Source organism: Bacillus carboniphilus (genome assembly GCF_020524035.2).
In the GTDB taxonomy this organism is placed as follows: domain Bacteria; phylum Bacillota; class Bacilli; order Bacillales; family JAIVKR01; genus Bacillus_CC.
On sequence record NZ_CP129013.1, the window covers coordinates 2489948 to 2503487 of the forward strand.

Annotated in this window: 7 protein-coding genes; all 7 read right to left on the reverse strand. The window is 34.6% G+C overall.

Annotated elements, in window-relative coordinates:
• Positions 1-23 precede the first annotated feature (23 nt).
• Positions 24-344 carry a hypothetical protein gene (locus LC087_RS12720; protein ID WP_226541418.1) on the reverse strand — a complete coding sequence of 107 codons (321 nt, stop codon included), beginning with the start codon at positions 342-344 and terminating at the stop codon, positions 24-26.
• Positions 341-1738 carry an RHS repeat domain-containing protein gene (locus tag LC087_RS12725; RefSeq protein WP_306019624.1) on the reverse strand — a complete coding sequence of 466 codons (1398 nt, stop codon included), beginning with the start codon at positions 1736-1738 and terminating at the stop codon, positions 341-343. Before LC087_RS12725 ends, LC087_RS12720 begins: the two co-directional genes overlap by 4 nt.
• A gap of 97 nt (positions 1739-1835) precedes the next feature.
• Positions 1836-2201, reverse strand: a complete 366-nt coding sequence (locus LC087_RS12730; RefSeq protein WP_226543463.1) for a hypothetical protein — start codon at positions 2199-2201, stop codon at positions 1836-1838.
• Between the two features lie 17 nt (positions 2202-2218).
• The gene (locus LC087_RS12735; protein ID WP_226543460.1) at positions 2219-2605 is read right to left on the reverse strand and encodes a hypothetical protein; all 387 of its coding nucleotides are present in this window, start codon (positions 2603-2605) and stop codon (positions 2219-2221) included.
• Positions 2606-2938: 333 nt separating this feature from the next.
• Positions 2939-3289: a hypothetical protein gene (locus LC087_RS12740; RefSeq protein WP_226543458.1), complete on the reverse strand. Its 351-nt coding sequence runs from the start codon at positions 3287-3289 to the stop codon at positions 2939-2941.
• A gap of 297 nt (positions 3290-3586) precedes the next feature.
• On the reverse strand, positions 3587-3937 hold the full coding sequence (locus LC087_RS12745; RefSeq protein ID WP_306019625.1) for a hypothetical protein: 351 nt from the start codon (positions 3935-3937) through the stop codon (positions 3587-3589).
• 17 nt (positions 3938-3954) lie between these two features.
• Positions 3955-13530, reverse strand: coding sequence for a DNRLRE domain-containing protein (locus LC087_RS12750; protein WP_306019626.1), 9576 nt, complete (start codon positions 13528-13530; stop codon positions 3955-3957).
• Positions 13531-13540: the final 10 nt, after the last annotated feature.

Consider the following 13540-nt stretch of genomic DNA (forward strand, 5'->3'; position numbering starts at 1 on the left):
ACTATTCCTTTCCAAAGATTTATTTAAATCTCTTTTTTAAATGGAGAATCCCAAAATATACGACTTAGGTGATCTTCTAATTTAGCAACTTCCATAAAAATTGAACTTGAATGCGAGTGATCTGCTTCCGATGCAACTGAAATGTATATAAAATATAACATTCCAACTAAATTCCTTCTTATCAATTCCTCACCATTTACTTGTAGTATTATTTCATTTAATATATTATATAGCTTATTAAATGCATCATGATTTATAGATTTAGAAGTCCTTAGAGGTACCAGTATATCAACCATTAAATTATCAATGATTTGTTCAATTTCAATTATCCTGCCATTTATCATTTCACAAACCCCTTTATAGCATTATTAGGTATACTTTGGTATATAGAAATTTCTTGTTGCCAAATTGAATAGTGATATGGTAATCCTTCTTTTCCATTTTGTCTAGGGTAAATTTCATACCCCTTATAATTTTGAGATGGAACTTTATTCAAATCAATTTTAGCTATTCCTAAATTACTTCCGGAATTATTAAAACCTCTAGCAATATTTTTATCAGTAGTTGTAGATATGAATGGATCATTCGCCCATGAAGATCTACTTGAGCCACTAACCAAGTGCTCCTTCAGACCCCATGTCCCATTTGGATTCTTAGCTTCTAATCCAAGTCCCTGACTAACCCTTTCAGCATCTTTTTGATTTAATGCACGATATACTACATTTTCACTAGATTTAGTTCCATTTTTAACAAAACTATTCGTCGCCCTACCAGCCTTCAAGTAATCAAGGTATGGTACCGCAGATGCTGCTGTTAGTCCAGCATTCTTAAATTCTCCTTTTGCAAGAAAGATACCTGCATTAAGTAAGTCTGCTCCCAAAGCAATACCTTGAACAATCGGACTGGCACCCATTGGAGTAGATCCGGCCATTCCTAAAACATCTAACCCATTTTGTATCCAGTCTCCTGCTGACTTACTTTTTTCAGCATATGGTGCTCTCCAAGTAAATGTACCATCCCCTTGATGAACGGGAATCGCTACATGTGCTTTTCCGTCATGTCCGATATAGGCAGGAGCGTGTCCTGTTGGATCAATATAATTAACTGGATTATTGGTCGTATACGAATACAAATGTTGTGACCAAGGATCATGAGCCACACCTTTATACGTATCTTGAGAAATAAAGCGACCTGTATTTGAATTATAGTGACGTGCATTCATATAGTGTAAACCCGTGGACTGATCATGAACAGCCCCTGTGAACTTCACTTCGTTTAGGAACGATTTATCTCCTACTTCCTCTAAATTACCGAATTCATCATAGTCGTATCCTTTTACCCGTTCACCGGTGGGCTTTAAGATCGAAGTAACACTACCACGCATATCATAGTGATAAAAGAAATAGTTATTTTTGTAGTTGCCATCAAATCTCTTGGACGTCACAATTCCACCATATGGGTCTAACACATGTTCCGTCGCTTTATTATGGTTGTTATCTGATGTATACAGAAGATTCCCTCTATCATACATATATTTCCATGAGGTTCCGTTAACCTTTTTTTCAATACGTTGTCCATCGCCATTATAGAAATTTTGAGTGATTATAGGATCTTGTCCATCCATGATTTGCTCCACCGAATCCAAACGATTCGCCCGAAATGGTACAGTCACCCCAATATGTGGGGCTTCTTTTTCAGCAGAGCTGATTACTTTATAAAATAGCGATAATTGTATCATTTTATTTATCAGTCACACCAGGGTTCTAAATCAAAAAAAAGCTCCCTTGTGATAGTAAGTCATCACAAGGGAGCAGTATACCTCAATACACTAGCTTTTAGTAAAGTACTTCTTTAAGGAACTTCATTAATATAACAAAAAGAAAAAATGAACCTAATAAACAAAATAGAAAAATAAAATATGTCCTTACATTTTTTTTATCTTCATCATCACCAATAATATATTTAATTACAACTCCTATAATAACCATAATTGGTAAACATATCATTAAAATACAAATAATATAATTATTTACGCTATAATTAAAAAATACATCCGCCCCTAAAATTATGTTTACTGCTAAAAAGAAAAAAGCAATTGAATAACCTAATACTTTTGAAGCTAAATCACCTTTATAAGACCATTTTATTAATGATGGAACCACTATTATGGTTATGATTAAAAATATCCCAAACTTTATCATTTCAACCCTTCCTTACATCAGTCTTTTTCAATCCCTAACGCTTTAGAAAAACTCCAACCTGTTTGACTATTGACGAAACTATATCCAACACCAATACCTACACCTACTCCCGCACCAATAACAGTAACCGCGCCATTATTAACAGACGACGATATCCAATCAAAACCTTCTAAATTCCCATTGTTATATGCGTATACACCAGCATCCGCTGCTACTCCAATCCCTGGACCATAAGTAAATGACTTCCCTGCATTTAAAGCTAAGTTTTTTACATCTTTTACTCTTTTCATCTGTTCTGGCACATTCCGGAAATTTTTGTTTCCATCATCGCCTATCAAAGTATGCATTTTAGACGGTACTGTACTCCACTTGCTTTCCGGAAGATCGGGAAAAATTTTCTTCACTACCTTACCCATCAATTCAGCAGCAATACCTGAACTAAATCCAGCCCCCACAGCTACCGACGTAGCATGTGTTTCTGCCCATTTTGCCGCATCTTTTGACTGACAAAACGTTTTAGATAAACGCTTATATATTAAGGGTTTCCCCCTTAAAGCAAAAAAAGAACGCTATTTTATTAGCGTCCTATACAAAAGCTTATTCATCAAATAACACTTGAGCAATTACATATAATTTAAAATAATCACATCTAATTGTCATTTTCCAACCCATACATTCTCATAAGTTTATTTACATTTCAATGTGAGGAAAAATCTTTTCTAATCCCTAGTAAAGACTTATATATATTTCAATATAATTCCAAATAAAAAAATACACGCAAAAACTATAGAAAAGACCAAACCAACTGTTTTTAAATTATTTCTAACCACTTCTTCACTTTTTATATACCCTATTACTATTCCTAAAAAAACCATAAAAGCATGAGTAAACAAAATGATTAATATCACCATTTTGGGTACATACGATTTTGTAAGCTCATTTATTCCCATCACCACAGTCATCGCTATAAACAAGATAATAAATGAAAGGAAAAACAACTTAAAAGGTGACTCCTTGAAAAAAACAAACTTCACTAAGTGTGGGCCTGTAAGTATTAAAATTAAAACAATTATTAAAAAATATATCATTTCCCCAGTCCTCCTGCAGTTTATTGTGAGTTAATAGTTTCTAGGGCTTTAGGGGGCACGATAACATTTGTTGTTGATGACGATGTTGAGGTACCTAACTTCTTAGCTTTAGGATCATTTTAAAATTTTTCAAGTGAATCGCAAAGTGTTCCTGCTAAAAAGTAGCACAAACCATAACAATGATCTGTGCTACTTTTGAATATTATTATGTTTTTTGAAGCTTGTAACAAAACACATAATTTGTTTACATGCCACACATTATAAGTGTTTTTTATAATATAGTTATTGTGACTTCAACTAAATATACTTCAAAAATAACCCAAATAGAATCACAAAGGTAAACAATCCTAATATAAATAGAAAATAAAATCTCACAATTTTTTTATCTTCTTCATCACCGATAAAATATTTAATAATCATGCTAATAAATATTGAAATAGGTAACATAATCATTAGTGTCCAAATAATATAGTCATCAACATGATAGTCAAAAAATATTTCTGCCCCTAAAATAAAGTTTACTGCTACAAAGAAAAAAGCAATTGAATAGCCTAGTATTTTTGCAACTATATCACCTTTATAAGACCATTTTATTAATGATGGACTTACTATTAGAGTTATAATTAAAAATAACAAAGATTTTATCATTTCAACTCTCCTTAGTCTTATTCCAACCCTATCTCTTTAGAAAAACTCCAACCTGTTCGACTATTTAAAACACTGAATCCTACACCAATACCTATTCCTACCCCTGCAATTAGCAAAGCGGGTGCACCTGCCGCAGCTAACGCAATACCTGCTCCAGCCCCAATGGCTGAAACGGCTACATTATTAAATGCAGAAGCCTTTAAGTTGAAACCATCTAAACTTCCATTGTTAGTTCCATAGAAGACCGCTGCATCCGCTGCTACTCCAATCCCTGGACCATAAGTAAATGACTTCCCTGCATTTAAAGCTAAGTTTTTTACATCTTTTACTCTTTTCATCCGTTCTGGCATATTCCAGAATTTTTTATTTCCATCATCGCCTATCCAAGTATGCATTTTAGACGATACTGTACTCCACTTACTTTCTGGAAGATCGGGTATAATTTTCTCCACGACTTTACCCATCAATTCAGCAGCAATACCTGAACTAAATCCAGCCCCCACAGCTACCGACGTAGCATGTGTTTCTGCCCATTTTGCCGCATCTTTTACTGTAGTATTGTTTGATAATGATTGTTTATATTCTTCAGTCGCATATGGCGCTCTCCACGAAAATGTCCCATCACCTTGATGAACAGGGATGGCTACATGTGCTTTTCCGTCATGACCAATATAGGCAGGGGCGTGTCCTGTTGGATCAATATAATTAACTGGATTATTGGTCGTATACGAATACAAATGTTGTGACCAAGGATCATGAGCCACACCTTTATACGTATCTTGAGAAATAAAGCGACCTGTATTTGAATTATAGTGACGTGCATTCATATAGTGTAAACCCGTGGACTGATCATGAACAGCCCCTGTGAACTTCACTTCGTTTAGGAACGATTTATCTCCTACTTCCTCTAAATTACCGAATTCATCATAGTCGTATCCTTTTACCCGTTCACCGGTGGGCTTTAAGATCGAAGTAACACTACCACGCATATCATAGTGATAAAAGAAATAGTTATTTTTGTAGTTGCCATCAAATCTCTTGGACGTCACAATTCCACCATATGGGTCTAACACATGTTCCGTCGCTTTATTATGGTTGTTATCTGATGTATACAGAAGATTCCCTCTGTCATATATATATTTCCATGAGGTTCCGTTAACCTTTTTTTCAATACGTTGTCCATCGCCATTATAGAAATTTTGAGTGATAATAGGATCTTGTCCATCCATGATTTGCTCCACCGAATCCAAACGATTCGCTAAATCATAGGTATACGTGGATGTAACACTTTTCATTTCCCCTTCTATCTTCTTTTCTGTTATTTCTTTCGTTTGATTTCCTCGTTTATCGTACTCATATGAACCATAAAGTTGAGTATTTTTTGTGATATTCTCTAACTGATTGAACTGGTTATAAGTATAAGCGTACGAATCTGCATTCTCTTTTTTGGTTAAACGATTCCCCACTAAATCATACGTGTATGACGTTACTTTATCATCTTGTTTGGTTGATAGAAGTCGACCGACTTCATCATAGTCATACTCTTTCTTTACCGTTTGAGATTTGTCATAATTTGAATAGATATTCTCTGTCTTAATAAAGCCACGTTTGTCATAAGTCATCGAATAAGTTTCAAGCTGTTTTCCGTCCTTGCTGTATTTCATGGACTCTGTTAATCCCGCTGAATTATAGTCATAGTCCACTTTCACAAAAGAACTGCCACCTGTATCAAACTCAAGGAAATTCTTTGTATAATTGACTTTACCAGCATGGGTATAAGAAAGTTGTTGTGCTTTCTTCCCTTCTACTAGGATTTCCTCTAACAAGTTTCCATCATCATATTTATATTCGATATCTTTTTGACCATCCTCTTCATCAGCTGAAGGGTAATAGACATGAGTAATGTTATTACTATCATCATATCCATAATTGATGGTTTGCCCATCCTGAACGATTTGAATCAATCGATTTTTAGAATCATAATCATAGCTTGTTGTTACACTTTTTCCATCTTTATAATCAACCATCTTCTCTCGATTTCCGTTTAAATCATATCCATACTCCGTATAATGATCAGCACCATACGTCACTTTTTCTACCTGATTTAACGAATTATAATCATAGTTAACGGTTGTTCCGTCATTTCTGGTTTCTATTTTTACATTTCCATTAGCATCGTATTGATAAGAATGTTCCATTTTTTTATCGTCACTTGTGACACCTACATTGACTTCTTTCACTACACGTCCTAGTTCATTTAAATAGGTGTGTTTGACTTTTCCTTCGGCATCAGTAACTTGATTTTTTATCAAGTTTCCTTCTTTCAGATCATATTGATAGCTTGTGACGATATTCTGGCTTCCTTGTTTTTGAGTGACATTGAGGATACGGCCAAGTCGATCATATTGATAATTGGTTGTATACCCTTCGCCATCTGTTGATGAAATGACATTCCCTTGTAAATCATAGGTATTCTCTTTTACAATGTTTTCACCATCTGGATCCACAACCACTTTGGTCTGACGGTTAAGCACATCGTATTCAGATTGTACACTATTTCCTTCACCATCCATGACTTTAATCATATTACCAACAAGATCATATTCATACGTTTTAGAAACGTTACCAGATGTTTCTTTCTGTAAACGACCCATCTCATCGTAATATTGGATACGTTTTCGCCCTTCTCCATCCGTATAGATGGTTTTAGGGTTGTTATTGTCATCAAAAGAATAATCAACTGAGTCGGTAGAACCGTCTGGATAAAAAGTTTTTTCAATACGACCAACTGGATCGTAGTGATAGCTTGTGATGTTTCCTTTTTGATCCGTTACGGAAATTAAATTGTGATTTAAATCATACGATTTTTTCACTGTGTTTCCATCGGCATCTGTTGTCTCAATTAGTCTATCTAGTAAGTCGTATTCATTTGTTGTCACGTTCCCATTCGCATCTTTTATTTTGGTTGGATTTCCTCGATGATCATATTCTAGTACTTCTGTTGTTTTTTCTAAAGGTTCCTTAATTTTGATTAATTGACCTTTTTTATCGTACTCAAACGATGTCATATCATTATATTCATTCGTTACGGAAGTCTGATTTCCAAGTTTATCATACGCATAAGAAATCGTTCTCCCTTCGGAATCAATCGATTTTAATATATTCCCATTGGAATCATACTCAAAGGAAGTTGTGGCATTGACCCCATCTTTAATTGGTTTTATGATTTTGCCGACCAAATTCCTCTCATTATAACCTTCATAGTTCGTTACATTACCAAGAGGATCGGTTGCGGTTAAAACATTCCCTCGATGATCATAGGTGTAACGATAATGAAGTGTTTTTTTCTGTCCCTCAATCACGTTATCGTAATACAAATGATTGACCAACATATCCTTTGTATATTCATAATGAATCGTATGTTTAGATGGATCGGTCTTGGATGTAATATTCCCATCCTTATTATACGTAAAATGAACTTTTTTCCCTTTATCTGACGTAATCGTTGTTTCCTTTTCATCATACGTAAAAGTTGAATGTTCTGAGTTAGGGTCGGTTATTTTGTGAATTTGTTGACCTTTATACTCTAACTTCGTTTCTTGCCCCATAGCATCAATCAATTTTTCTAACTGGAAATTTGTTTCATCATATTGATAACTTTCAGCATATTCCACATTTCTTTCAAGAATTCGATAGGATTTCGTTAATCGATCTGATACGTTATCATATTCAAAAGTGTGTTCTTGATCATATGGATCTACCACTCTGTTTAGACGATCCTTCTTATCATAATAGAATGTCGTCTTTTCATTCATATTATTAACAACCGACTCTAAATTCCCTCGTGCTGAATCATAATAGAATGTTAGCTTATTTCCGTTAGGTTCATTTAACTCCCGTAGTTTCAACTGTGAGTCAAATTCATATTTAATTTGATCTTTTCGTACAATTTCATAGGAACCATCTTGTTTCTTCGTTAATTCCATATGAATCCCTTTTGGGGTTGCATATGTTCCGTCAGAGTTTTGGGAAAAACGATGTAAACTCCCGTCTCCGTCTTTTAGTATTAAACCAACTTCAGTTCCTTGATCATCATATTCTTTTAATAGCGCCGTATTAAAGGAGAAATCCCAACCATAGCCCAGTGGTGTTTTAGTGGTTGACTGACTATTAAAACTACGTCTAAATACCATGGCTAGTTTAGGAGATACATTGACAAAGTCCGTCGATTGATAAACAAGGTTCCCAGTACTAATGTTAATATACCCTTCTCCTCTTGCTGTTGAAAAAGAACTATATCCCCAATAATCTTGTAAACCTAATCGTTTGTCTACTTCATTTTTATCCACTACTGTAGCCCAAGCCTCATTTGAAGGAAGACTGATACGCTTTTCTCCATCATAGTCTTTGACAGCAGAGACTTTATAATAGAATTTCTCACCAAAATTTAAGTTGTAATCATGCCAATATAAATCAGTCACATCTTCAGCAACTAACGTTTCTTTTGAAGGTGTAAAGGTCGATTTTGATCCTCGATACACATTATACGTAACATGAGGTGTTTTAGATGCTTCCCACCTTAACAATGTCATATAGTTAACGTTTGGTGTCGCTGTTAAATTCTTCGGTTCATCCATTAGTTGAATTTTAAATTTTCTACCTGTATTGACATAAACAATTGACGAGTCCCAATTCAAAAGCTTTGGTGAACTTTCTCCAGATGAAAGTAAGGTCGCCCTTACTTTCAATTCGTTTCCGACAAAATCAAAAGCAATTACTTCATTAGGAGTGACTTCTTTCCAATGGGCTCCTCCATCAGCAGATGCTTCATATGATATCTCTGTTCCTTCTGGCTTCTCTTCTTTTGGTAATAGTAAAATGGTTTGAATATCTCCTGCAAACTGCTGATTTTTCGATTCAAATGTTCCTTTTGAATGATTGGATAGTAACTGTATATCACCATTATCTAATTCTGTTCCTTTTAAATTTTCGATTTTACTCTGATTCGTAAAATAATCCTTTACTCCTGCTGTTTGATACGAAGTTGAACTAAATTGATATCTTCCTTTTTTATCTTTTGCACGAATATAGAAATTATTTTCACTTCCTTCAGGGTACAAGGAAGCTTCAAAAGACATCCCTTTTCTCTCTTGATCTTCACCATCGACTAGTTTTGAGTTAACAAAAAGATCAGCGTCATAATCACCTGTAACATATTTTAATACAAGGTCATCAAACCATACATCTCCTGATGGCTCATAGCTGCTTGAAGCAAGGTTAATCTCTGTACTTATTTCTAACCTTGTCGCATTTTTAGGAGTGGTAAACTTAAATTCTTTTTTACTCCAATCAAGTTCTTTCGTTCCACCAAGAAATACGAGTGATGTAGGTTTTATTAAGCTGTGTTCATCTAAAAGCTTTTCATCTTCATATACTCTTACCATTATATTAGGATTTGCTTTTTTAACATGATATTTCATTCTTGCTGATAATTCATACGTAGTATTTGGTGAAGCTTCAAGCGTTTGTGTATTTCTAATAACATCCGTATCAAGTCCCCAGTGAGGACCGATAGAGTTAGTACTATTACTGACTACTGATAAAGATTGATTAGTACTAAATACACCATCATCACCTGTACCTGGCAGAACACATGGCCAACAATTATCCCCATCATCAGGATTCAATGATTGTTCTTTATTTACTTTAAAATTAACATGAAGAGCATTGGATTCTATATTGCTGGAATACGTATGTTCCTCCCAATATTCCATTAATTCTTCATATAATTCAATGTTACTATACCAAGGACTTTTCCCCTCATCAAAGCTACCATTTTTAAGTAGATTTGTTGGTGTCGTTTTTCGAACCGTATCTGGATCTACTCCATCAATCAAATAGTTTATATCCGTCATTTTTTCTATAATAGATGCACCATTTTTAGGGGAAATCACTTTTATCTTTGCATCATTCGCTCGTGTATCTTTACTTTTTACTAGTTTACTTGTTTTTATAGCTTTGTTACCTGCTAGATCATAGACCGTTAATTTTAAAGTATAAGTTGTTTGGTCTTCTAAGCTAGATGTATCCCAGTTATACAATACTTCATTGCTATTGACTGACTTAATCTCTTCGTACTTTTCGGGATCTTCCCCTTTCCCTACTTCGAGGGTCCATTTTTCTATATCTGAATGCTCATCTTTTACCCCAGCTTTTATATTTTCCATTCCTTCTAATACATCGTCATCACTTGGCCATAAATACCATATTGTTGGAGAAGTTGTATCTTTATAATAAGTGGCTGATTCAGAATATCCGATATTGCCACTGTCATCATAACCTCGTACGTATATCTCTGTTTCTCCTTCATCGAAATTTTCAGAAGAAATTTCTTTCGTTCCTTCTTGGGTACTTTCCCCTATATCTATCCATTCGCCACCTTCAATACAGTATTGAACACCTTCTAATTTTCTATCATCTTTGATTCCTTTCCAAGATAAGATAAAAGTGGATCCATTGTCCCATGTAGAAGGATTAATTTCAACACTAGTAGGCGTGCTTGGCGCTCTTCTATCCTTAGTTATATGATTACTTGATGTAGCATAACTAGATTCATTTTGGTTTTTATCAACCGCTTTTACTCGAAAATCCACTGAATCAGTACTAGGCATAATGGTTTTTGGATTAAATTCATATAGATTAGATCCATCTTCTTGAATTCTATCTAATACTCTCCACGAAGGATATTGTACATCACTACGAAACTGAATTTCATAATAATCCACACCACTTGCATGTTTCTCAGGTAGGTCTTTAACTCTATTCCATTTTATTTCAGCAAACTCATATTTTTTTCCATCAAATTGCTTGAATTTCACTCCTGGCTTATTGGGCACAAAAGGTGCGGTACTATCTGGTAGTTTAGCTGAAACACGATCAGATAACTGTGATTCGTTCCCCTTTTCATCGTACCCTACTATTCTGAACCAATAGTTTTGATTTGTTTTAAAATTACCACCAGATACGCTATAAGTACTCATGGGGCTATCGGGTAAGTCAGTTCCTTTTCCATCATGATGAATTCCATATCTTCCATCTTCGATTTCTTTGGTAGTTGGCCATATTTTTTTGTTCTTAGTCGACCAATAAACCCTATTATTTTTTATCGAATCACCATCTTTAACATCAAAATAGTCATAACTTTTTCCATTAAAAATGGCGACATAGTATCCTTTTGCTCCCTCGATTTTTTCCCAAGAAAGACCTACGTATCCTTTAGAACTATTTTTACCTAAGCTATCTATTTTTTCAATTTTAGGAGCCTTGGGCCTTTCAATAGGAGATACTTTCGATCCATTATGATTTTTATCTATCACAGTCAGCTGAAATTCTACTTCCGTATTTTCAGGTAAATTATAGATTTTATGCTTGTAAGATTTGGCTCCTGAGTGCCTCACTACTTCCTCTGTTTTCCAAGCTGAGCCTTTTTTTCGTGATTTAAGTATATAGTCTCGTATACCCGAACTGTTTCCTTTTGGTTGATCCTCCACACCTTGCCAAGTAACCACAACATCAGCATTGTCATTTTCACTTTTTAATTCTTCACTAATGATATCGACTTGTAGTATTGGTTTATCTGGGGCCGAACTATCTGGAAGTGTTGCAGTTGCCTCATCAGATTCTTCTGTGCGTATTTCACGTTCTGCATCATAGGCTTTATAAGCTAATACTTTAAATCGATAGTTTTGCTTTTTATATCCCCCTCCAGATACAATATAAGTATTCAAAGGACTATCGGGAAAGTCAGTGCCCCCACCTTTCTCAAAGATTCCAAAACGACCACCTTTAATTTGAGATTTTGAAGGCCAAAGACCTTTCCCTTTTGTTGACCAATAAACTCGTTTATTACTCGTTTTATTCCCTTTTCCTACATCTACGTATTGAAAAAACTTCCCATTATAGATTCCAATATAATACCCATCTGCCCAGTCTATTTGCTCCCATGAAAGATCTACATATCCTTTAGAACTATTTTTCCCTAGGCTACCTACTTTCTCAATCTTAGGAGCTTTGGGTTTGGATAAATTCAGTGAATATTCAACTGATAAGTAAGGTTTTATGGTTTTACCAGGTTCATCATAATCAGTAGAAGAAGATACAATCTTTTTCCAGTAAGACGTTCCATTATTATCGGTATGCAATTTAAAACCATAATTCTCCCTTTTGCCAGAAAACCATTCTCTTACAGTGTTGGTTACATCAAATTTAGCCCACTCACCTTGCCTTGTGTTTGTTTTAGCTATATCTGTCGAAGTAGGCATATTATCCCAATTTATTTTTCCTACATTCCAAGAACTATCTACTCTATCAACCCATAATCCAGTTCTTTTTGTGGGCTCCCATGATTTCTTAACTAATACGTTTAATTGTGCTTTTTTAACTTCAAATGGTTTAGACACTTTTATATCCTTAATGGGTATATGTATAAAAGCATAGCACCTTCCTGTTGAACTACCTGCTGTTCCTACTTTCAGCAAATATTCTCCATGTTCTGCATCCCATTTTCCATATGCATTTTCATCTTTACTCAAACTACTATAGTTTGTATTTTTGTATTTACTCATTACAAATGTATCTTTATCAGCAATTGAAGCACCTGTTGATGGATCAATATACACCGGGTATTTTCTATTTGGATCCGAAAGCCATTCTGGATCGGCTTGAATAGTTAATAAGTATCCAGACTCGTTTTTTTCTAGTTTATAAAATACATCGCTGGAGGATTGCGTTTCTCCAGATTTTTCGTGATAATTTGAATCCGACATTGATGGAGGTGGCACTACAAAAATCAATTCTTCCTTTTCATCAACAAAATGAATAGCTCCACTTTCCTGTTCTATAGCTTCTAAGTCAGTATCAATTTGAAAAATAAAATCGTGATAACCTTTATATGACTGCAAGATAATATCTTCTTTTGTTTCTTGACTAAACGTTACGTTACGCAAGTCCACGTTTGGGAAAATATCTCTATGAAATATCTTATTTTCTTCATAAGTTGCCACTACGTCTGTTACTTTTTTCGTACCAACTTCATGCCCATAAGCTTCTAAAATAGAAAAAGACATGTCATAACCATTTTTTTGAAAGGTCACATATTTCCCTTTATCCATCTTCTCTAAGAAATTTGATTCAAACAAAGCGTTTTCAGTTTTCACTTCGTTACTCTTTTCATCTTCCTTTACTAGATCTGTTGAAATTTCTTCTAACTTACCATTCTCTTCTTTCTTATGAATTTGTTCAGAATAAATTTCTTGAGTTACTTTATCACCTCCATTAAAAATAAGTTTGGAGTTTTCCGTCCTTTCTTCAACAATTTCATCTCCTGGTTCTAACTCTTTTAATAGTTCTTTGTCCAGTGATGGCACTTCTTGACTTTCTTCACTTGCAATTGGAGATTCTTCAGATACATCTGTAGGAACATCCTTTTCTTCTTTTTTTTGTAGCTCTTCTGCCAGTGCTGAAAGAGGTAAAGATGAAATTACCATCATTATCACGATCAACAACGACAAAACTTTTTTCATTGACTTCCGCATTTTATTTCTC

Bases quoted from the DNA above. Each gene is read 5' to 3' on its own strand.
- LC087_RS12745 (WP_306019625.1), bottom strand. From the start codon at position 3,937: ATGATAAAATCTTTGTTATTTTTAATTATAACTCTAATAGTAAGTCCA.
- LC087_RS12720 (WP_226541418.1), bottom strand. From the start codon at position 344: ATGATAAATGGCAGGATAATTGAAATTGAACAAATCATTGATAATTTA.
- LC087_RS12740 (WP_226543458.1), bottom strand. From the start codon at position 3,289: ATGATATATTTTTTAATAATTGTTTTAATTTTAATACTTACAGGCCCA.
- LC087_RS12730 (WP_226543463.1), bottom strand. From the start codon at position 2,201: ATGATAAAGTTTGGGATATTTTTAATCATAACCATAATAGTGGTTCCA.
- LC087_RS12750 (WP_306019626.1), bottom strand. From the start codon at position 13,530: ATGCGGAAGTCAATGAAAAAAGTTTTGTCGTTGTTGATCGTGATAATG.
- LC087_RS12725 (WP_306019624.1), bottom strand. From the start codon at position 1,738: ATGATACAATTATCGCTATTTTATAAAGTAATCAGCTCTGCTGAAAAA.